At 39.8% G+C, this 21,183-nt stretch carries 24 protein-coding genes and 2 pseudogenes; 18 read left to right on the plus strand and 8 right to left on the minus strand.

The features are described from left to right. Nucleotides 1-74: 74 nt before the first annotated feature. Together pdxR and BLL41_RS14755 are read left to right on the plus strand one after the other, a co-directional pair. On the plus strand, nt 75-1,466 hold the full coding sequence (gene pdxR, locus BLL41_RS14750; protein WP_071578424.1) for a MocR-like pyridoxine biosynthesis transcription factor PdxR: 1,392 nt from the start codon (nt 75-77) through the stop codon (nt 1,464-1,466). A 177-nt stretch (nt 1,467-1,643) separates the two neighbouring features. Continuing rightward, nucleotides 1,644-2,069 carry a MaoC family dehydratase gene (locus BLL41_RS14755; RefSeq protein WP_071578425.1) on the plus strand — a complete coding sequence of 142 codons (426 nt, stop codon included), beginning with the start codon at nt 1,644-1,646 and terminating at the stop codon, nt 2,067-2,069. Between the two features lie 37 nt (nt 2,070-2,106). On the opposite strand, the gene BLL41_RS14760 is transcribed toward BLL41_RS14755, so the two are convergent. Both BLL41_RS14760 and BLL41_RS14765 read right to left on the minus strand, forming a co-directional pair. Further along, entirely contained in the window at nt 2,107-2,679 is a 573-nt protein-coding gene (locus BLL41_RS14760; protein ID WP_071578426.1) for an alpha/beta hydrolase, read from the minus strand. 82 nt (nt 2,680-2,761) lie between these two features. Beyond that, entirely contained in the window at nt 2,762-3,091 is a 330-nt protein-coding gene (locus BLL41_RS14765) for a winged helix-turn-helix transcriptional regulator (protein WP_071578427.1), read from the minus strand. A 254-nt stretch (nt 3,092-3,345) separates the two neighbouring features. On the opposite strand from BLL41_RS14765, the gene BLL41_RS14770 reads away from it, so the two are divergent. Then, nucleotides 3,346-4,218, plus strand: a complete 873-nt coding sequence (locus tag BLL41_RS14770; protein ID WP_071578428.1) for a YitT family protein — start codon at nt 3,346-3,348, stop codon at nt 4,216-4,218. A 148-nt stretch (nt 4,219-4,366) separates the two neighbouring features. Here BLL41_RS14770 and BLL41_RS14775 read toward each other — a convergent pair whose 3' ends face one another. Further along, nucleotides 4,367-4,753 (minus strand): winged helix-turn-helix transcriptional regulator, encoded by a 387-nt coding sequence (locus BLL41_RS14775; protein ID WP_071578429.1) that lies wholly within the window; start codon nt 4,751-4,753, stop codon nt 4,367-4,369. A gap of 110 nt (nt 4,754-4,863) precedes the next feature. Here BLL41_RS14775 and BLL41_RS14780 point away from each other — a divergent pair, with 110 nt between their 5' ends. The 8 genes and pseudogenes from BLL41_RS14780 (at nt 4,864) to BLL41_RS14815 (ending at nt 10,322) form a co-directional block, all read left to right on the plus strand. Beyond that, nucleotides 4,864-5,457, plus strand: a complete 594-nt coding sequence (locus tag BLL41_RS14780) for an NAD(P)H-dependent oxidoreductase (protein WP_083428027.1) — start codon at nt 4,864-4,866, stop codon at nt 5,455-5,457. A gap of 14 nt (nt 5,458-5,471) precedes the next feature. Continuing rightward, nucleotides 5,472-5,719 (plus strand): annotated as a pseudogene (locus BLL41_RS14785) (TetR-like C-terminal domain-containing protein); the annotation flags it as partial. 11 nt (nt 5,720-5,730) lie between these two features. After that, complete coding sequence (locus BLL41_RS14790; protein ID WP_071578430.1) at nt 5,731-5,943, plus strand: hypothetical protein; 213 nt, start codon at nt 5,731-5,733, stop codon at nt 5,941-5,943. Between the two features lie 339 nt (nt 5,944-6,282). Further along, the gene (aseR, locus tag BLL41_RS14795) at nt 6,283-6,618 is read left to right on the plus strand and encodes a metal-responsive transcriptional regulator AseR (RefSeq protein ID WP_071578431.1); all 336 of its coding nucleotides are present in this window, start codon (nt 6,283-6,285) and stop codon (nt 6,616-6,618) included. Between the two features lie 12 nt (nt 6,619-6,630). Then, nucleotides 6,631-7,938, plus strand: a complete 1,308-nt coding sequence (locus BLL41_RS14800) for an arsenic transporter (protein WP_071578432.1) — start codon at nt 6,631-6,633, stop codon at nt 7,936-7,938. Between the two features lie 15 nt (nt 7,939-7,953). After that, entirely contained in the window at nt 7,954-8,373 is a 420-nt protein-coding gene (gene arsC / locus BLL41_RS14805) for an arsenate reductase (thioredoxin) (protein WP_071578433.1), read from the plus strand. A gap of 197 nt (nt 8,374-8,570) precedes the next feature. Continuing rightward, the gene (locus BLL41_RS14810) at nt 8,571-9,356 is read left to right on the plus strand and encodes a GNAT family N-acetyltransferase (RefSeq protein ID WP_083428028.1); all 786 of its coding nucleotides are present in this window, start codon (nt 8,571-8,573) and stop codon (nt 9,354-9,356) included. Nucleotides 9,357-9,578: 222 nt separating this feature from the next. Then, nucleotides 9,579-10,322 carry a MerR family transcriptional regulator gene (locus BLL41_RS14815; RefSeq protein ID WP_071578435.1) on the plus strand — a complete coding sequence of 248 codons (744 nt, stop codon included), beginning with the start codon at nt 9,579-9,581 and terminating at the stop codon, nt 10,320-10,322. A gap of 255 nt (nt 10,323-10,577) precedes the next feature. Here the strand turns inward: BLL41_RS14815 and BLL41_RS14820 are convergent, their stop codons facing one another. Further along, nucleotides 10,578-11,201 (minus strand): flavin reductase family protein, encoded by a 624-nt coding sequence (locus tag BLL41_RS14820; RefSeq protein ID WP_071578436.1) that lies wholly within the window; start codon nt 11,199-11,201, stop codon nt 10,578-10,580. Nucleotides 11,202-11,290: 89 nt separating this feature from the next. On the opposite strand from BLL41_RS14820, the gene BLL41_RS14825 reads away from it, so the two are divergent. Next, nucleotides 11,291-11,971 carry an ArsR/SmtB family transcription factor gene (locus BLL41_RS14825; RefSeq protein ID WP_071578437.1) on the plus strand — a complete coding sequence of 227 codons (681 nt, stop codon included), beginning with the start codon at nt 11,291-11,293 and terminating at the stop codon, nt 11,969-11,971. A 79-nt stretch (nt 11,972-12,050) separates the two neighbouring features. On the opposite strand, the gene BLL41_RS14830 is transcribed toward BLL41_RS14825, so the two are convergent. The 3 genes from BLL41_RS14830 to BLL41_RS14835 form a co-directional block, all read right to left on the minus strand. After that, nucleotides 12,051-12,494, minus strand: a complete 444-nt coding sequence (locus BLL41_RS14830; RefSeq protein WP_071578438.1) for a carboxymuconolactone decarboxylase family protein — start codon at nt 12,492-12,494, stop codon at nt 12,051-12,053. An 87-nt stretch (nt 12,495-12,581) separates the two neighbouring features. After that, the gene (locus BLL41_RS22425) at nt 12,582-12,758 is read right to left on the minus strand and encodes a hypothetical protein (protein ID WP_083428029.1); all 177 of its coding nucleotides are present in this window, start codon (nt 12,756-12,758) and stop codon (nt 12,582-12,584) included. Next, complete coding sequence (locus tag BLL41_RS14835) at nt 12,755-12,904, minus strand: hypothetical protein (protein WP_014662946.1); 150 nt, start codon at nt 12,902-12,904, stop codon at nt 12,755-12,757. Before BLL41_RS14835 ends, BLL41_RS22425 begins: the two co-directional genes overlap by 4 nt. 189 nt (nt 12,905-13,093) lie before the next feature. Here BLL41_RS14835 and ydfH point away from each other — a divergent pair, with 189 nt between their 5' ends. The 3 genes from ydfH (at nt 13,094) to BLL41_RS14850 (ending at nt 17,238) form a co-directional block, all read left to right on the plus strand. After that, on the plus strand, nt 13,094-14,317 hold the full coding sequence (gene ydfH / locus BLL41_RS14840) for a two-component system sensor histidine kinase YdfH (protein WP_083428030.1): 1,224 nt from the start codon (nt 13,094-13,096) through the stop codon (nt 14,315-14,317). Then, nucleotides 14,310-14,951: a two-component system response regulator YdfI gene (ydfI, locus tag BLL41_RS14845; RefSeq protein WP_071578440.1), complete on the plus strand. Its 642-nt coding sequence runs from the start codon at nt 14,310-14,312 to the stop codon at nt 14,949-14,951. The genes ydfH and ydfI overlap by 8 nt, the downstream gene beginning before the upstream one ends. Nucleotides 14,952-15,066: 115 nt before the next feature. Continuing rightward, entirely contained in the window at nt 15,067-17,238 is a 2,172-nt protein-coding gene (locus BLL41_RS14850) for an MMPL family transporter (RefSeq protein ID WP_071578441.1), read from the plus strand. A 171-nt stretch (nt 17,239-17,409) separates the two neighbouring features. Here the strand turns inward: BLL41_RS14850 and BLL41_RS14855 are convergent. Beyond that, a pseudogene (locus BLL41_RS14855) lies at nt 17,410-18,385 on the minus strand (aminotransferase class I/II-fold pyridoxal phosphate-dependent enzyme). Nucleotides 18,386-18,497: 112 nt separating this feature from the next. Between BLL41_RS14855 and azlC the strand changes: the two are divergent. The 3 genes from azlC (at nt 18,498) to brnQ (ending at nt 21,073) form a co-directional block, all read left to right on the plus strand. After that, nucleotides 18,498-19,259: an azaleucine resistance protein AzlC gene (gene azlC, locus BLL41_RS14860; RefSeq protein ID WP_083428031.1), complete on the plus strand. Its 762-nt coding sequence runs from the start codon at nt 18,498-18,500 to the stop codon at nt 19,257-19,259. Then, on the plus strand, nt 19,256-19,588 hold the full coding sequence (locus tag BLL41_RS14865; protein WP_071578443.1) for a branched-chain amino acid transporter permease: 333 nt from the start codon (nt 19,256-19,258) through the stop codon (nt 19,586-19,588). Before azlC ends, BLL41_RS14865 begins: the two co-directional genes overlap by 4 nt. Nucleotides 19,589-19,750: 162 nt before the next feature. Next, nucleotides 19,751-21,073, plus strand: a complete 1,323-nt coding sequence (brnQ, locus tag BLL41_RS14870; protein ID WP_071578444.1) for a branched-chain amino acid transport system II carrier protein — start codon at nt 19,751-19,753, stop codon at nt 21,071-21,073. Nucleotides 21,074-21,183: the final 110 nt, after the last annotated feature.

The following is a 21,183-nucleotide window of genomic DNA, read 5'->3' on the forward strand; positions in this document are numbered from 1 at the left end:
AAACTGGAATTGGCCTTTTATAAACGGCCAGTTTTCATAAAAAAATGCATACCAGTTAGGAGAACAACGCGCAAATGGATATCACGCCTTTTTTGAATAGAAATCTGGATAGTCCGCTTTATCAGCAGCTTTATCGGTATTTTAAAGAAAATATGCATCAGGGCCGTATTCAAAAAGGAATGAAACTTCCTTCGAAAAGGCTCCTGGCGAATCAGCTTTCTATCAGTCAAACGACTGTAGAACGTGCCTATGAACAGCTCGCTGCTGAGGGCTATATTGTGAGCAAGCCAAGAAGCGGGTGGTTTGCTGATTATCATGATTCTGATTTTGCCTATGACATAATGCCAAGCACAGCACCCATTCAACAAGAAACAGAAGAAAGCAAACAATGGATTGATTTCCACTATGGAAATGTAGATTCTTCTTACTTCCCTTTTTCCGCATGGAGAAAAAGCATGGTCAATAGTTTAGACCGATATGGACACGAGCTTTATCGGCCGGGACATGTTTTAGGAGAGTTTGAGCTGAGAACACTCATTGCAGAGTACTTGTATCAATCTCGGGGAGTTCATTGTGCCCCTGAACAAGTGATTATAGGTGCCGGGAACCCTATTCTTCTGCAAATCTTGTGCCAAGTTTTTGAGCCGAATATTTCTATAGGATATGAGGATCCTGGTTATCCAAGAGCACGCAAGATTTTTGAAGCCAATCGCATGAAGATTGTTCCAATATCAGTCGATGATGAAGGAATCTGTATAAAGAAGATCAAAGAGCAGCAGCCAAATCTTGTATATGTCACACCTTCCCATCAATTTACGCTGGGAACAATCATGACGATCAATAGAAGAATTCAGCTGCTCAAATGGGCGGCTAAAAATCAATCCTTTATCATAGAGGATGATTATGACGGGGAATTTAGGTACACAGGACAGCCGGTTCCTTCTCTGCAAGGGCTTGATCAGCATAACCGCGTCATTTATATGGGCACTTTTTCTAAGTCTCTTTTGCCCTCGCTGCGTATCAGCTATATGATTCTTCCTTCGCCTCTTTTAAAAAAGGGCCATGAAATCACATCCTTATATAAGCAGACAGTGTCCTGCCACAGTCAGCTAACACTAGCTGAATTTATAAAAAATGGAGAGTGGCAAAAACACATCAACAGAATGAGAAAACTTTACCGTAAAAAAAGAGCCGTTGTATTAGAGGCAGTGCAAAGGGAGTTAGGAGAGCATGTCAGAATTCGCGGGGAAAACTCTGGGCTTCGTATCTTACTTGACGTTTATTTGCCATTTGGTGAAAAAGAGTTAATTGAGAAGGCAAAAAAACATGGCGTAAAAGTTTATCCTGTTTCTCCCTCTTATCAACATCATCCTCCTGTAAAAAGGGTCTCACTTGGATTTGCAGGGGTGTCTGAATCAGACATAAGAGAAGGCATAAAAAAACTCAAAGCCGCTTGGGAGATATGAGGGAGCTTTCAGTTTTGCGAAAAACCCAAGTGACGATTAAGTGTTGAGAGCTGTTCAGTTTCCAGTCTATGATAAGCCTTGCGTCATTCCATTCTCTTAAACGAAAACCAGAGTTTTTGATTTGCTCATCACAGTGCTAAACTAAACATAGATAATTGAAAAAATAGAGGTGTAAGAATGAAGTTAGATGAGTTCACAATTGGCCAGGTTTTCAAAACGAAATCATTAAAAGTAACAAAAGATGATATTATGCGGTTTGCGGGTGAATTTGACCCTCAGTATATGCATGTAGATGAAGAAAAAGCGAATAGAGGCAGATTTAATGGAATTATCGCTTCCGGCATACAAACACTGGCCATATCTTTTAAACTTTGGATTGAAGAAGGTCTCTATGGAGACGATATTATAGCCGGAACAGAGATGAATCATATGACATTCATAAAACCCGTATATCCGGATGATGAATTGTTTACAATTGTTGAGGTTATTGATAAGCAGCCAAAGAGAAATGAATTGGGAATCCTCACTGTATTGTTATCTACTTATAATCAGAAAGAAGAAAAAGTATTTGAAGGTGAGTTATCTGTATTGATCAAACGATAATTCAGAAAGCCCGCTTTCCTAAAGCGGGCGAAAGATTTTAGCGAGTTTCTTTTGAAAAATAAGAGGTTAAAACATCATAAACAATCGGCAAAGAAGTAAATCCCTCATCTTCTAGAAAATGACCTCCGTGCTGAACTTCATATAACGCAGCGTCAATTTGTTGTGCCAGATCCTTGCTGAATGAAAAAGGCACAATTTGGTCGTCCTTAGAAGCAATAACAGCACGGTGCTTCGCGGACTCGATGATTTTTTGATAATCAAACGATCCCTGTGTAAATTTATCTAGCATCTTTAAAGTGGGCAACGATTTGGCAAAGCCGGAAACAAGGATGATTCCGCCAAGCTGTTTTCGTAATTGAATTTGTTCCAAAAATCTCAAAACGGCGGGGCACCCTAAGCTATGCGCAACCAAATACGTATTTTCGTGTAAAGTGTGCTGATATAAAGAGAGTGTATCCAGCCAATCCTCAAGTCTTGGCTGGAGCGGATTAGGCATGTTTAAAATGTCTGCTTGGACCCCATCTGCGAGCAGACGTTTTTTCAGCCAAGGGAACCAATGATTTGTTGAGGAGGCTCTGTAGCCATGAATGATATAGACTTGTTTTGTCATGTTTTCCTCCTAAGAAATATTTTCATTCAGTATAAAATTCCTCTCATTGGGAAACAAGTACGCACTTTTTTGTAAGTAGCTTTTACGTATGAGGCATTCCTTGTGTCATTCCCCACTTACACATTTCATCTATAAGGGGATACAAAGACAGCCCTCTGTCAGATAACGAATACTCTACCTTCAGAGGGGTTTGAGAAACCTCAGATCGATGAATAAGACCGTCAGTTTGCAACTCTTTAAGCTGTGCGCTTAACATTTTATGGGTGATAAAGGGCATAGCCCTTTTCAGCTCGCCGTATCTCATCGTTTTTTCACACCCTAACTCATAAAGAATTCTCATTTTCCATTTTCCCCCTATAAGAGATAAGGTGTATTCAAACGGAGCTTGTTTACTGCGACACAGGTTATTCATTGTCATCAACCCTCCTTTTTTAAGTATCATATCAGAATAAATTGGGATTTTCGGTGTTGAAGTTTGAGGGCGATTCACGATATGAACTGAAAGGGGCCGCTTGCTCAACAGGCGGCACGGTACATGAATGTTCTAAGTCAAAGAAGGTTACCTTACTGTTAATTACTTTATTTAAAAAAACGCATGTTTTTAGCTGAAAATATCTATTATGGTATATTTAAATATAACGAAATATTTGAGAAATGAGGAATGGTATGAATACACCCAAAAAACATAAGAAATTTAAAGCGAAAATGATTTTCCAAATCATCATGGTTATCATTGGAGGAATCATAGCGGCGTATGGACTAGAAACAGTGCTCATTCCAAACAGTGTATCTGATGGAGGGGTGACTGGTCTTAGCATCGTTGGTTCACAGCTATTCAACTTGCCGCTGGGGATTTTGATTGCTGTGATCAACATTCCATTTGTCTGGTTAGGATATAAGCAAATTGGGAAAAGCTTTGCATTATTATCAATTATCGGAATCGTATCGCTTGCCGCGGGGACAAGCTTTTTCCACCACACACCCGCTATCATAGAAGGAGATACCTTGTTAATTACCGTTGTCGGCGGGATTATCCTTGGATTCGGAATGGGGCTGGCGCTGCGTAATGGCGGCGCATTAGATGGCATTGACATGCTTGCTGTGCTGCTATCCCGAAAACTGCCATTTGGAACGAGCGATCTCATCCTATTCTTAAACCTTTTTGTGTTTATTTTTGTCTCCACAGTATTTGGCTTACAAGGGGCATTGCTTTCAGTCATTGCTTACTACATTGCATCCAAAGTGATTCATGTTGTGGAGGAAGGCTTAAGCGGGTCCAAAACCTTCCAAATCATTACAACAGAACCCGAATTAATGGTAGAGACAATACGTGAACAATTAGGCCGAAGCGCCACATATAAAGAAGCTTACGGGGGTTTTTCCCACGAGAAATTTAAAGAAATCACATGTGTCATCAACCGTTTAGAAGAAACCAAACTAAAGGAAATTATTAATGATATTGATAAAACTGCCTTTGTTACCGTGTATGACGTAGCTGAAGTGAAGGGCAGCAATTTTAGAAGTCTCAATCATCATTAGAAAAAAGAATGACCTTTTGAACGGTAACTGACATGCAGCCGGTAAATGTAATCAAAAAACACTTTTTGAGGGCTTGTGGGTGTAACCGGTGAAGGTCTGAATTACAGAAATACCAAGGGTGTCAAAACCCTTGGTATTTTTCTTGTTATTAGATTTTATCTTCAGCTTTACGTGCTGCCTCGAGATTATCAATCCTGTCTTTATATTTTTCTCCCCAGTCCTTCATATGCAAGATAACAGGTTCTAATGTTCTTCCAAACTCAGTTAAAGAGTATTCCACTTTTGGAGGGACCTGTTTATAAACCTCGCGGTGAATCACGCCATCTCGTTCCAATTCCCTTAATTGTAGCGTGAGCATGCGTTGGGTAATTTTAGGGTATAGTTTTCGAAACTCATTAAACCTCTTTTTACCGTCAATGAGATGATAAAGAAGAATGCCTTTCCATTTCCCCCCGATGATATCTAATGTTGTTTCCACTGGACATCCTTCAAAGTCATCAGAAGAATAATCAATACCAAGTTTACGTTTTCTCAAACTGTTCACTCCTAATAGTATACTTTTTGATACTATATACATTCAATGTGCGTACTTTTTATATTTTAATATACATCATATAATGATGTCACATCAAAGGAATGAAAGGAATGGATCATATGAAAACACTCGTACTTGTGGTACATCCGAATATAGAATCCTCTCGGATCAACAAAAAGTGGAAAGAAGCCGTTTTAAGTGCACCGGATGTAACTGTCCATGATCTTTATGAAAAATATCGCGATCAACCAATTGATGTCGAATTTGAACAACAGCTGCTCCTCGCCCATGACCGTATCGTTTTTCAGTTTCCATTATACTGGTACAGCAGTCCACCGCTTTTAAAACAATGGTTTGATGAAGTGTTTACGTTTGGCTGGGCTCATGGTCCCGGCGGAAATAAATTGAAGGGGAAAGAGTGGGTAACTGCCGTGTCCATCGGTTCGCCTGAACACTCTTATCAAGCCGGTGGATATAACTTGTTTTCAATAAGCGAGCTGACAAAACCGTTCCAAGCATCTGCCAATTTAGTAGGCATGACCTATCTGCCTTCCTTTACCGAATATCGCGCCAATACAATCAGTGACCAAGAGATTGCCGAAAGTGCGAATCGGTATGTAAAGCATATTACAAATATAGAATTAAACCCGAAGGTTCGCCTGCAAAGATATTTGAAACAACTGGAGGGTGTCGATTTAACATAAAGATTGATTTTAGAATAGGGGCAGGGCAGTTGGATGAAAAATTGGCAGAAGAATATCGCACACGATTTTTCCAGCCTCGCCGCCTCCAAGCGAAAGGCCTTCTAGAAAAGGGAATTCAGAAAGGTGAATATTGAGAGAGAATCTTGATATTGAAGTAAGCATAGATCTCATATACGGACCGATTTTCTATCGTCTGCTTATAACAGGGGACGAGGTGAATGACTCCTATGTGCGTGATTTGGTGATGAATGCGTTTAAGTGAGTTCAAGCTACGTGAATCATATTTGGGATTTGGTACAGAAAGCCTTCAAAGAACAGGGAGAAATCAACGGCCATTTTGTAGATGTCATGGCAATGGAGAAAATACTTGCAATAAAAAACAGGCCTCTAAAGAGGCCTGTTTTTTTAATGACCGGATGGTCCGTCTATTTTCAGCTTTGGCTGAATGGCCACTCCCTGCAACTTGAAATCGTCTCACTTTTATAATGATCTGGATCATGATTGAAAACAGCCGGAAATGGCATTCTTCAATGTCAAAATAATCAAATCTAATGTGTAATTAAGCAATGCAAAGGGTTTTCAGAATGAGGTTGGTGTTAAGGAATCAAAAAGCCTTGATGTTCCAAATATAAGGGATTGTTTATATAAATAATAGTTTATATAATGGCAGAGGCGCTAAAAAAACGCGGGGAGAGACTCGTGTTTTCGTTTTTGGAATTTTGATCCCTTTAGGCAAACAGAGCGCTGTATAAAGAAACGTAAAGGATAATGTATAATGTATAGCCATTTGTTGCTTATATAACGAGTTGTGAAGGAGGAGTACATATGACTATTGATGTTGCGGCGATGACTCGCTGTTTAAAAACACTTAGTGATCAAACAAGGCTTATAATGATGAGATTATTTCTTGAACAAGAATATTGTGTCTGTCAATTGGTTGATATGTTCGAAATGAGCCAGCCCGCCATAAGCCAGCATTTGCGAAAATTAAAAAACGCAGGGTTTGTGAATGAGGACAGAAGAGGCCAATGGCGTTATTATTCAATAAATGGTTCATGTCCTGAATTTGATACATTGCAATTGATTTTACATCAAATCGATCAGGAGGATGAATTGTTAAACCACATCAAACAAAAGGAAACTCAAGCGTGTTGCCAGTAAGGAGGCATTAGATTGACATCAATGATTTTGGCGGTATTCATCTTTTTATTAACTCTAGTATTGGTCATATGGCAGCCGAAAAATTTATCTATAGGGTGGTCAGCCTGTGGAGGAGCAGTTTTAGCTCTAATAGCAGGTGTTGTCAATTTTCATGATGTGTTAACCGTGACAGGGATTGTTTGGAATGCGACATTGGCTTTTGTGGCCATCATACTGATATCGTTAATTCTTGATAATATCGGTTTCTTTGAATGGGCAGCACTTCATATGGCTAAGGCTGCAAAAGGAAACGGTGTGCGGATGTTTGTTTATGTATCTATATTAGGAGCTATCGTCGCCGCGTTATTTGCAAATGACGGTGCCGCTCTTATATTGACACCAATTGTATTAGCGATGGTCAGAGCATTACATTTCAATGAAAAATTAGTTTTTCCTTTTATCATTGCCAGCGGATTTATTGCAGATACGACCTCGCTTCCATTAGTAGTGAGCAATTTGGTCAACATCGTTTCAGCGGATAATTTTCATATTACATTTATTGAATATGCATCCAGAATGATTGTCCCGAACTTGTTTTCGCTGCTGGCGAGTATCATTGTGCTTTACCTTTTCTTTAGAAAAAGCATACCAAAACGTTATGACCTGACTGAGGTTAAAAAGCCTATTGAAGCGATTAAAGATCAACATATGTTCAGACTGTCATGGTATATCTTGGGACTGCTGTTAATTGGATATTTTGCAAGTGAATTTTTATCTATCCCTGTATCAGTGGTCGCTGGTATTATAGCGATCATTTTTTTAATCGCTGCGAAAAAGAGTCCGGCCGTCCATACAAAGAAAGTGGTGAAAGAAGCGCCATGGGCTATCGTATTCTTTTCAATTGGCATGTATGTTGTTGTGTATGGTGTCCGAAATGCCGGATTAACTGATGTCCTTTCAGACGTCATTCAAGCCGCAGCTGATCAAGGGTTGTTTGCCGGGACAATTGGAATGGGCTTTATCGCGGCGATCCTTTCTTCCATTATGAACAACTTGCCGACTGTGATGATTGACGCATTGGCAATTGCCGGTACAGATACACATGGGATGATGAGAGAAGCGCTTATTTATGCAAATGTGATCGGTTCAGATTTAGGCCCTAAAATAACGCCGATTGGTTCCTTGGCGACATTATTATGGCTTCACGTCCTTTCGCAAAAAGGTATGAAGATTTCCTGGGGCACGTATTTTAAAACAGGAATTATCCTCACGATACCCACTTTATTGATCACACTTGTCGGCCTGTATATTTGGCTGCTGATGATCCATTCATGTTTCTAAAAGGAGAAGGTCAATATGTCAAAGAAAACAATTTACTTTTTATGCACTGGTAACTCTTGCCGCAGCCAAATGGCTGAAGGGTGGGGGAAAAAATACCTTGGAGACAAGTGGAATGTGTACAGCGCAGGAATCGAGGCTCATGGATTAAACCCTAATGCTGTCAAAGCAATGAAAGAAGCGGGGATTGATATTTCCAATCAAACTTCAGATATCATTGATCCGAACATTTTAAACAATGCTGATTTCGTTGTTACGCTCTGCGGGGATGCAGCAGATAAATGCCCAATGACGCCTCCTCATGTAAAACGTGTGCATTGGGGATTTGATGATCCGGCAAAAGCACAAGGGACTGACGAAGAAAAATGGGCATTTTTCCAAAGAGTCCGTGATGAAATTGGTGACCGTTTAAAGCAGTTTGCTGTAACTGGGGAATAGAGAATCGATATACTCAGCATTTCCTCCTTAGGTTTATATAAAGCAAAGTGTTGTTCAACAGGTGTCTGCGAGCTGAGTGCAGACACCTGTTTTTTGTTTTTATTTGTCTGAGATTGTAACAGGGAAGTTATTAGCTGGTGACAGAGGAAAATTGATGCTGTTAACAGAATCATGAAGGAGACGATGTTTTAAAGGAGTTGTCTGTTTTGCAGGAATTAACAAAAGAAAAATACAGTAGCTTAAAAACAATGTTTGACGATAAATATTGTCCCACATTTGTCTATTCAATATTAGACCAAACCATTCCGGGAACTGTTTATGCAGATGATCAAACTTTTCCTAAATCGTTTTTTATAGGAACAGAATCAGGCATTTATTTTATTGCGGGAGACCAAGGGAATCGGGATTTTCATGATTTCATTGCAGGATATTATGAAGAACAAGTGAAATCATCAAAACGATTTACCTTGTTTTCTTCCAGTGATACATGGGATAGCGTACTGAAAACCATACTGAAAGATGACTTGAATCAAATGAGAAGAGCTGCATTTTCTTATCAACCGAAATATTCCAAAAAGACTTTGCAACTGCCAAAGGAGCTTGTATTGAAAAGAATAGACGAAGACATCATTTCACACAGCACAGAGTTTAACAGCGCTTATTATGAGGAGTATTGGGATTCTGTCTCACAGTTTGCTTCAAAAGGTTTTGGATTTGCCGTATTACATGGCAATCACGTAGTAAGTGAGTGTACATCTATATTTTTAGGGCATAATCGAGCGGAAATGGATATCTATACACTTGAAGAATATAGAGGACTGGGTTTAGCTTATTGCGTAGCAAATAGGTTTATAGCGTTTTGTATGGAAAATGGGATTGTTCCTAGCTGGGATTGTGATATCTGCAACAATTCGTCCATTGCATTAGCAGCTAAACTAGGGTTTAAGCCGGTAACCGAATACTCTATTTACTTTTCTGGATAATCTTAAGAAAGAACCTTAAAAGGTTCTTTTTTCGTTAAAGAGGAGAAATATAGGAAGCTCACTGATATTCTGACTTGAAACTGGGTTAAGTCACTGAAAATGATAAACACATCAATACATATCAAGTGGCTTGTTGTTTTTAGTCATAAAAGGTGAAATGAATGCGTTGACTCTTACCTTCGAGGATACCTTAGTATAAAAACATGGAAAGGGGGAATTGAATTGTATACGGTACGTGAAGTTGCAAAGTTAGCTCACACCACAGTGAAGACGTTACATTACTATCACAAATTAGGCCTATTGATTCCGGAGCAAACGACAGAAGCGGGCTATCGTTTATACGGAAAAAAGGATATCCAACGATTACAGCAAATCCTTTTTTACAAAGAACTGGATTTTCCTCTCAAAGAAATTAAACAATTATTAGATGGAGAAACCGATAGAGAAAATATGCTGATCCAGCAAAAATATTTATTAGAACAAAAGATCGAACGATTTAAAGGACTGGTCAAGACAATCAATTCCTCTATCAAAAGTGCTAAAGAAGGAGTCGATTTAGATATGGAGACAATGTTTAAAGGTTTTGAAACTGAAGAAGAATGGGAAGAAGCCTTAAAAGATCAAAATGAACATTTGAAAAAAGAGTATGATTTTGATTTATCCAATCAAACAATTGATGTAGAAGAAATGAACGATTCTGCCATAGAAGCGCAGTCATTTAATGAAGATATGGTTCGATTCCTGAAAGAAGGTCTCTCTGCAAACGATCCAACCGTTTTGAATCGTGTAAAAGAACATTTATCCTTTTTAAGAAGAAAGGGGCACCTATCAACACCCCAAGACTTTCTAAATCAAACAGAGTTTTTCATCGTTGATGAGTTTCATAGAAATATGCTTGAGCAATTGCAAACAGGTTACGTTTATTTCCTAAATAAAGCAGCAGCTAATTTGGTAAATATAAAATAGCATCCCATCATAAGCCATATAGCCCAGTTTCAAAAGAGATTTATAATGAAATCAGTCCGAATAAAAAGGAGATACCAAACGATGTTGGTATCTTTTTTAACCCTTTTAGGTAGGGGGAGCCCCTTATTACATTTACATTATGTCTATGAGATCTATGAATGCGCAGGTAAAAAGGTATCATGATGACATAATGAGAATTGTGCATGCTCTTTATCTACTAATAAAATAGATCAAGTCATAGCTTTCTCAAAATAATCATGTCTCTGAACGAAAGGTCTTTCCGACTTCTTTTCCTAAACCAAAATAATGTCTGAAATTATAGATAAGCGGGCTCCATATGGAAGGGTTGATATGGTTTTCGTCCAGTATTATACTTTCATCGGCATGAAAGTGCAGTGCCTGCGTCTCTACAATTGCAAATGACTGGTCATATTCTGGAATTCGAATATGTTTCACTTCGGCTTCGATTTGGATAGGGCATTCTTTAATTCGTGTTGGTGATACTGTTTTTGATTGTAAAGGCGTTAACCCTGCTGCCTCGTATTTGTCTTTTTTATATGTAAATCCGAGCTGTTTCTTCAAAGGCGGTATACTCTTTTTTCCGCTATAAGATGAAATTCTTTCAACGTTTTCCCATAAATCCGGGCCAGGCAAGTTTATGACACATTCTTTGTGTCTTTCCAAATTGTCGATGGCTTTTCCTCCCAGTCCTACTCCAAGGATTATATAATGTCCAAGAGCCCAAGAAGAAGACATAGGACTAATATTAGTGGTTCCATCCTCATTCAATGTTGTTAGAAGAAATGTCGAGGTACCATAATACATAATCTTGGGTTTGATTTCTTTAAATCGACGAGTGTCTCGTTTTTTGATGTCCATCGTTTTTTCCTCCTTGTCACGCTTACATTTATATTGTAAAGGATTAACATTTCAACTATCATCGAAATATGAATGTAAGGAGGAAAATCATGAATCCTAATATTGCAAAAATCTCTTCGTTGCTATCAGATCCCTCGCGTTCTTCCATTCTTCTCAGTCTGATGGATGGAAGGATACACCCTGCGGGAGAGCTTGCATATCTCGCTAACATTAAACCTCAAACCGCAAGTTTTCACCTGAATAAATTGCTTGACGCGAAGCTGATTAGCGTAGAAAAGCATGGAAGACATCGCTATTACAGATTGTCTAACTCAGATGCCGCAAACGTGATTGAACAATTGCTTCATATTGCTCCTAAAGGTAAAGTCAAATCTTTAAAAGAGTCAAAAGAGAAAAAGGACTTGCATTTCGCCCGTACCTGTTATGATCATTTGGCAGGTTATGTGGGCGTGCAAATGGCACATTCACTAGTTGAGCAGGGGATGTTAAAAAAAGTTGATTTACACTTTGAGGTGACTTCAGAGGGTGCTTTATTCTTTTCGAAGTTAGGCATCAATGAAGAGCAACAACGGAATAAGAGGAGAGCTTTTGCCCGCTGCTGTTTGGATTGGAGTGAACGGCAGCATCATATTGCAGGAGCATTAGGAAACGCCCTATTGGTGCGCATGTTAGAAGAAGAATGGATCGTTCGTATGCCTAAAACGAGAGCGATTAGGATTACACAAAGCGGGAAAATCGCGTTTGAAAAGCACCTAAACGTGAAGATTTAGGATTTTGAAACGGAAACATCAGATGATGCGGTACGATATCTAGGAGGAGTAAGATTCGCTCTAATCTTACTCCTTCTTCTTATTTTGAAGCAGCTCGATTCCCCATTGCAATGGAGATGCGGTTCCAACTGTTTATTTGATTAATGATGAGAACAAGGTCAACATATTGTTTTTCATCATAATGTTCCCGCACCCGATGATATAGCTCATCAGGAACCCTTTTAGATGGAATGAGCGTGATGTGTTCAGACAGTTCGAGAGCAACTTTCTCTTCAGGGGAGTAAAAATCACATTCATTCCAAGCATGTAAACAGTAAATTCGCTGTTCAGTTTCTCCCATTTTGCGGGCATCGGACGTATGCATATCTATGCAGAAGGCACAGCCGTTGATTTGGGAGACTCTGATTTTGATTAATTCTCTCGTAGTTCGGTTAATTGAAGATTGTTTCGTGTATTTCTCCATATCCATCATGATTTTCATACCTTCAGGTGCAATCTCATAGTAGGACACTCTTTGACTCATTAGGCAAGACTCCTTTCCGTCGTATATCTAAATTGTATCTCGATATTGATATCTTTACCAATGTGAGAATTGTATGGCATTATTTCACTATTTTTTAGCAAAAAGCTGCTTAGAATAAAAATAAGGGTAACCCAAAATGATGAGTGGAGCTGCTAAGGCAAGCAGGGTCCACGAGCCTGAGTGGCTGTCTCTAATGACTCCAATGAATACACAAGTACCGATAAGAAAATATAATAAAGCACCTAGAAACCAATACATGATCATTCCTCTTTTTCCTTGCATCTGATTTTTGGCTGCGTATTTTTATCTGTCATATGGCTTAATCGATCAGGATATTGGTTTTTTAATACCTTCTCAGTCCGGATTCCTTTTCTTTTTAATGATAAAATTGTAAGATCAATTGATTTCAATGATGATCATTCCTTCAATGAATAGTATGTTCCTTATGATTTTAAAGATAAATTTGAAAAGATAAAACGTACATAAAGGTAGAACGTTCATGTACGTTTGGGCAATGATCATTTGTTGGAAACTCTAATGTTGGGTTCGATTCTCATGAATTTTGATTTTGTGAAACAGGTAAAGGAAGTGGATAAGGTTTGCTTATAAGGAATCCTTTCAAAGATAAATATTACTCACATGATAGGCGGGCATTAAACATGCTTGCGCTTAGAGTGCCTGGCCTGGCTTTTATTCTTATGATCTATATAGCCTCTATCGTGCTGCAATTTGTTTCTGGGAGCTGGTCCATTTTATTGCTTTATGCGTTTACCCTATTAATCGGAATTTTTGCCTTGCTTCATTGGCACTCATATCGCTGGGTTAAGAAAAGAGTGATTCTGTATTTCGTGGTACAAGGCCTGATCACCTTTATACTTGCTAATCTCATGACTGGCTTTCTCATACTGGTCATTATCGGCCTTTATGCATTTTTAATTGGACAAATCATAGGAATGGCAGACAGAAGAAGGACTTTTCCCATTCTTTATCTATTGCTGCTGCTGGCCATAAACTCGGCGTATCACCTTAATAAAGGTGAAGTGTTGCATTTTATTGTTATTGCTGCACCGATCATGATTGTTATCATCACTTATGCTGCAACATTTTTTGCCCAAGTCGATGAAAAAATAAAAGCTCAATTGACTCTTGAAAGGCTGGAGCTGGCTCATCAGCAGGTAGAACAGCTGACGCTGCAGAACGAAAGGCAGCGGATGGCCCGAGACTTACACGATACGCTTGCTCAGGGTCTTGTCAGTTTAAATATGCAGCTGGATGCAATTCATGTTCATCTCGCCAAAGGCAACACAGAGAGAGCGAAGGAAATCATACAACAATCGATGAAAAGAGTGAAAAGCACATTAGCTGATGCACGTTCAGCGATTGACGATCTCCGCAGCAAATCAGAAGAAATCGGTGTTTTAAAAGAAAGAATTACCTCACTAATGGATCATTTTATAGAGTCGACAGGCATGGCTTGTTTATTAGATTACAGATTGCATCAGGTGCTGGATGTGCGTACAGCTGAAAACTGTTATTACATCATTGGAGAATGCATGACGAATGCGGCAAAGCATGCTGAAGCAAAAACAATCTGGATTTCCATTTGGGATGATGAAAAGGGGAGGCTTCATTTAACAGTTAAGGATAACGGCAAAGGCTTTGATGTTGAAAAAGGAAAGAAAAAGAGAGGGCATTATGGGCTTCTTGGCATACAAGAACGTGTCAGAGCAATAAATGGCCAATTCAATATAAAGAGTACAAAATTGAAAGGAACACAAATTGAGATTACTGTACCAATTCAGGGAGAGATGCAAGATGTATAAAGTTTTAATCGTTGATGACCATCTTGTCGTGAGGGAAGGTCTGAAGCTTTTAATTGAAACGAACGATCAATACACTATTATAGGAGAGGCGGAAAATGGCAGAGCAGCAGTCCGTCTTGCAGATGAATTACAACCGGATATCATTCTGATGGATTTGTATATGCCGGAGATGAGCGGATTAGAAGCCATTAAACAAATAAAAGAAAAACACGATATCCCCATCATTATTTTGACTACATATAATGAAGATCACTTAATGATCGAAGGGATTGAATTAGGAGCGAAAGGCTATCTGTTAAAGGATACGAGTTCAGAAACCCTTTTTCACACAATGGATGCAGCGATAAGAGGAAATGTGCTATTGCAGCCTGATATCCTTAAACGTCTGCAAGAAATCCAATTTGAGCGGATGAAAAAGCAGCGCAGTGAGACGCAGCTGACAGAAAAGGAAGTCATTGTTCTAAAAGCAATTGCTAAAGGGCTTAAAAGCAAAGCGATTGCCTTTGATTTGGGCGTCTCTGAGCGAACAATAAAGTCCAGATTAACGTCTATTTACAATAAATTAGGCGCGAATTCAAGAACTGAAGCGGTAACGATTGCCATGCAAAAAGGTATTCTGACATTAGACAACTAAACTGCATATTTGAAAATTGCCCAAACGTACATGCCCGAATGTACGTTTTTTTTATTTCAATGTCAACTACAATCAGAAAGTAAGTGATCAAGCAATGTGCTGAAAGGAGATTATCATGTCAAAAATGTTATATACATTAGGAGGATGGGTTGCTCGCCATCGCGTAAAAGTCATATGTGCGTGGATCGTTGTGTTAGTTGCTTCGATAGGGCTTGCCACCACGTTAAAACCGAGTTTTTCTGAGGATATGTCCATTCCTGACACACCTTCGGAAAAAGCGATGGATGTGATTCAAAAAGAATTTCCTCATGGCCCTGATAAAGGGAGCATACGGGTGATTTTCGGAGCTGAAGATGGAGAGAAACTGACTGCAAATTCAGCGAAAAAAGCAATAGAAAAGACGTTCAAGGAAATCAATAAAGATGATTCAGTTGACTCGATTGCAAGTCCTTTTGTCACAGGAACAATCGCGAAAGACGGCACAGTTGCCTATGCTGATATCAAGTATAAATCTACAGCGGATGATATAAAGGATTACTCTATTAAACACTTAAAAAACAGTTTGAAAATCGCTGATGATGAGGGTTTGCAAACGGAGCTAAGCGGAGATGTCCCGGGAGCCGAGATGGAGATAGGCGGTGTTTCTGAAATTGTCGGCATTATCTTGGCTTTTGTCGTTTTAGCCATTACATTCGGTTCTTTATTAATAGCAGGTTTGCCGATTTTAACTGCACTGATTGGTTTAGGTGTAAGCATTGGAATGGTTTTGATTGGGACACAAGTATTTGATATTGCTTCCGTCAGTCTTTCATTAGCCGGAATGATTGGCCTTGCTGTTGGGATTGATTATGCTTTATTTATTTTTACGAAACACCGCCAGTTTTTAGGTGAAGGCATACAAAAGAATGAATCGATTGCGAGAGCCGTGGGAACAGCGGGAAGCGCAGTCGTTTTTGCCGGACTTACTGTTATCGTCGCCCTTTGCGGATTGACGGTTGTTAACATTCCTTTTATGTCTGCAATGGGGCTGACAGCAGGGCTTAGTGTACTGATGGCTGTTCTCGCTTCCATCACGCTGGTGCCTGCCGTCTTATCGATTGCAGGGAAACGGATGATTCCGAAATCAAACAAGTATAAAGAAAAGCAAAGCGCTGAAACAAATGTCTGGGGACGCTTTGTCACCAAAAATCCTATCATGCTAAGTGTATGCAGCATTCTGATTTTGCTCGTCATTAGTATCCCATCTATGCATTTGGAACTGGGCTTGCCTGATGCTGGGATGAAAGAGAAGGATAATCCGGATCGGCGGGCATATGATTTGCTTGCCGAAGGTTTTGGAGAAGGATTTAATGGCCAATTAACCATCGTAGCGGATGCCACAAATGCTGCAGAAAATAAGGCGGAGGCTTTCGCAGATGCAGTGAAAGAAATAAAGGGCTTAGACCATGTAGCAAGTGTCACCCCTGCAATGCCTAATAAAGAAGGGAACTTTGCCATCATTACGGTCGTTCCTGAAACAGGGCCAAATGATGTGGCAACGAAGGATTTGGTACAGGATGTGCGCAATTTATCAGATGAAAACGGAGTAGATTTGCTTGTTACTGGATCGACTGCAGTGAATATTGACATTTCAGATCGCCTGAATGATGCGATACCTGTGTTTGCTGTACTCATTGTCGGCTTTGCATTTGTATTGCTGACCATTGTTTTCCGTTCGCTGCTTGTGCCGCTTGTTGCTGTTGCAGGTTTCATTTTAACGATGACAGCCACTCTTGGGGTCTGTGTATTTGTCTTGCAGGACGGGAATCTCATCGACTTTTTCAAAATACCTGAAAAAGGGCCGATACTCGCCTTCCTGCCGATTTTATCAATTGGGATTCTGTTCGGTTTAGCCATGGATTATCAAGTATTTCTTGTCAGCAGAATGCGTGAAGAATATGTTAAAACAAAGAATCCAGTACAAGCCATTCAGGCTGGATTAAAACACAGCGGTCCTGTTGTTACAGCAGCCGGCTTGATCATGATCTTCGTTTTTGCAGGATTTATCTTTGCGGGTGAAGCTTCGATTAAAGCAAACGGATTGGCTCTTTCCTTTGGTGTGCTCTTTGATGCTTTTATTGTAAGGATGACACTGATTCCGAGTGTCATGAAGCTGATGGGGAATGCAGCCTGGTATTTGCCGAAATGGCTGGACAAGATGATTCCGAATGTGGATATAGAAGGGCATCAACTCACAGAGGAAATACAGCCAGAAATAAATCATGAACAAAAGAAACAAATCATGTAATAGAAAAAGCAGATCTTTTATGATCTGCTTTTTTGCTTAACGTTTGTTGCCTGAATCATGTTGTAGGCGATTCTATGGCCACTCAATGTGGCAGTATTTAGAAGGTGGAGCCGCCATTTTGTTTTTGCGCAGGCAGAGGACACCAAGCGGTATAGGATGTGTTTGATCAGGTTAGCCGAGATAATGTTTCAATCTCTCTAATCCTATTCTCAACTCGTCTAATGATTCTTTTGAAGAAAGCGCAACACGCAAATACTTATGAGGAGTGGCAGAACCGCTCAGAAAGAGATCAGAATGAAATGCGCGGATTCCATGTTTCTTCAAATCCGTTTCCAGCTGTAACGCATCGGTATCATCATTGATGGAAAGCCACCGATAAAAGCTGAGAGGATGTCCATTCAGCTCTGTTTCAGGAAAAAACTCTGCAAACATATCATTAGCTGACTGGGCAAGCTGTTTTTTTTTGAGAAACAATATCGTGCGCTTTTCCTGATAAGATCAGTTCTGTTATGACCTCTGCATCAAAAGAAGACGTTTTTACATTAATGTTGAACATCGCCTGGTGAATTTTCTCGCCTTAGGCAGTTCCATAGACCATATAAGCCACTCTTAATCCTGAACAGATTGACTTAGAGGTGCTGCAAATATATACGCTTTGTTCTGGGAGCAAGTTGAACATGGGCTCCTGATAATCAGAAATCAAGCCTGCGGTCATAAACGCATGAATATCGTCCTCAATCAATAATAAACGAAGCTTGCGGATCACTGCCGCGATTTCTTTCTGGCACTCGACATCACAACAGTAGTTGGGTTACAGCAAGAAGGCATCAAAAAAATGCCATGAATGTTGAGTTGAGTACATTATTGAACGAGCGGCGCTAGGAGAAACAAAGGTTCCCTTTCCGGTGACCGCATATATCAGCCCCTTTACCTCACACACTTTATAGGCTTGGGTAATTGTAGTAAAGTTTAAGTCAAGAAAGTCAGCCAATTCTCGCTGAGGCGGGAGTTTTGTACCAGGTGCTAAAAAACCATTTTTGATATCGTGTTCAAGCAGTGCAGCGATTGATTCATAGAAAGGCCGTTTTAATGCCTCTCTTTCTGGCTTCCAAGACATTGGATAATTGTCGAATGAATTGACCGGCATAATCCACCTCTATTGTTTCATTTCCCATAAATGGTTTTTAAAGGAGTGCAGCAAGTTTCTCTATTATCATACAAAGGATAATTGTAATCCATACAATTATCTTGTTTGTTGTATGGATTTAATATGGTACTTTAAAATAAAAATGTTGCAAGGTGTGAATCTGATGACAAAAACAAATCAAATAGGGGCTGCATTTCGTTCGGCCTTCCCGTATACGATTCCGATTTTTGCCGGATTTTTATTTTTGGGAATTGCTTATGGAATCTTTATGCACTCTTTAGGGTTTAGTGCAATTTATCCGATCATCATGAGTTTTATTATATTTGCAGGATCAATGGAGTTTGTTGCCGCCCATTTCTTGCTGGGCGCGTTCAATCCGTTGAATGCTCTTTTTTTGACGCTGATGGTCAATGCCCGGCATTTGTTTTATGGAATTTCCATGTTGGATAAGTACAGGGGGACTGGAAAGAAAAAGCTTTATTTGATCTTCGGGATGTGCGATGAATCATTTTCTATCAATTATACCGCTAATGTTCCGGCGAATGTTGAAAAGGGCTGGTTTATGTTTTTTGTGACACTGCTTAATCATTTATATTGGGTCGCGGGTGCAGCGATAGGAGGCATGTTTGGATCGTATGTGAAATTTAATACCGAAGGCCTTGAATTTGTGATGACCGCCCTCTTTATTGTGATCTTCATCGAGCAGTGGATGAAAGAGCAAAAACATCACAGTGCCCTCGCAGGACTTGGGCTTTCAGCTGCCAGCCTTATGATTTTTGGCGGAAACCATTTCATTATTCCTGCTTTGCTCGCCATTTTAGGGATACTCACTGTTCTGAGAAAACCATTAGAGAAAGCTGAGGTTTCCGTATGACGATGAGTATAACGCAGCAAATCATTACCGTTGCTATGGTCGTGCTTGGCACAATGCTGACACGGTTCCTGCCATTCATGATTTTCCCGTCTGGGAAACCGACACCGCAATACATACAATTTTTGGGCAGAGTGCTGCCATCAGCGGTAATCGGGCTTCTGGTTATTTATTGTTTTAAAGACGTGAGTCTACCTTCTGGGAGTCACGGCATCCCTGAATTGATTGGAGCAGCTGCAGTTGTACTGCTTCACTTGTGGAAAAAAAATATGCTACTTTCCATAGCGGGGGGAACCGTTGTTTATATGGCTATGGTACAATTGGTTTTTTAAACGTATGGGGAACGATCAAATGATCATGATTTTATTGAACTTTTTAAAAATTAATGAAATTGACACAATCTTATTTTGGAATCAGCACCGTGCCAATGCATATAGCATCTGTAGTGTTTCCTTGCCATTCAAGAGGTGTCTACTTTATTCGGAGGATTTATCATGTCAAAAAAAGTGTCTGCTTCCTATATCATCATTATAGGATTAATGCTATTTGCATTGTTTTTTGGGGCGGGAAATCTTATTTTCCCGCCTATGCTTGGGCAAATGGCTGGAAAAAATGTATGGATTGCCAATGCGGGTTTCTTGGTGACAGGAGTTGGCTTGCCGCTGCTGGCAATGACTGCATTTGTTTTTTCAGGTAAAGATAATTTACAATCGTTAGCCAGCCGTGTGCATCCGGTGTTTGGCATTGTGTTTACAACGATTCTCTATCTGGCCATCGGGCCTTTTTTCGCTATCCCAAGATCGGGGAACGTATCGTTTGAAATTGGAGTGAAACCTTTTTTATCAGGTGATGCAGGCCCTGTTTCATTGATCATATTTACAATATTGTTTTTTACAGTTGCATGTCTGTTATCACTTAATCCCACAAAAATAGTTGATGTGGTCGGAAAATTTTTAACACCAATTAAGTTGACATTTATCGGTTTACTTGTAGTGGTAGCTCTTGTTCATCCAATTGGAACCATTCAAGCGCCCTCAAAAGGGTATACATCACATGTGTTTTTTAAAGGCTTTCAGGAGGGATACCTTACACTGGATGCCCTTGTAGCATTTGTTTTTGGAATCATTGTGGTGAATGCAATGAAAGAACAAGGGGTAGCCACCAAAAAACAGCTGGTCATCGTTTGTGCAAAAGCAACCGCGATTGCTGCGACACTTTTAGCTCTTATCTATACTTCCCTTTCATATATGGGGGCCTCCAGCGTTGAAAAGCTGGGGTTTTTAGAAAATGGGGCCGAGGTTTTGGCTAAGGTTTCATCCTATTATTTTGGATCCTATGGTTCTATCTTATTGGGTTTAATGATTACAGTAGCATGTTTGACGACAAGTGTCGGACTCATCACAGCGTGTTCTTCGTTTTTTCATGAATTATTTCCGAGCATTTCTTATAAAAAAATAGCTGTGATGTTAGCGGTGTTTAGCACACTTGTTGCAAATATAGGATTAACAGAGCTCATTAAGGTGTCCATGCCTGTCTTAATGACGATGTATCCAATCGCGATTTCCTTAATATTGTTAACGTTTTTGCACTCTGTATTTAAAGGGAAGGCTGAAGTGTATCAGGGGAGCTTACTGTTCACGTTTATCATCAGCCTATTTGACGGTTTGAATGCAGCTGGGATAAAAATTGAAGTCGTGAATCGCGTTTTCACTCAGATTCTTCCTATGTACAGCATAGGGCTTGGGTGGCTTATTCCAGCAATTGCTGGGGGGATAGGCGGCTATATACTGAGTGTGTTCCGAACAAAAAAATCATGATATAGCGCTGTAGGACCGATAGAACCACTCACCTTCATAGATGTTGATTTCCCTGATCCGTGTTCTAAAGAGTTGAACAATGACTCAGATCTGCAGGTGGAATAAAGCTC

It is taken from the genome of Bacillus sp. FMQ74 (assembly GCF_001875785.1).
Taxonomy (GTDB): domain Bacteria; phylum Bacillota; class Bacilli; order Bacillales; family Bacillaceae; genus Bacillus; species Bacillus stercoris.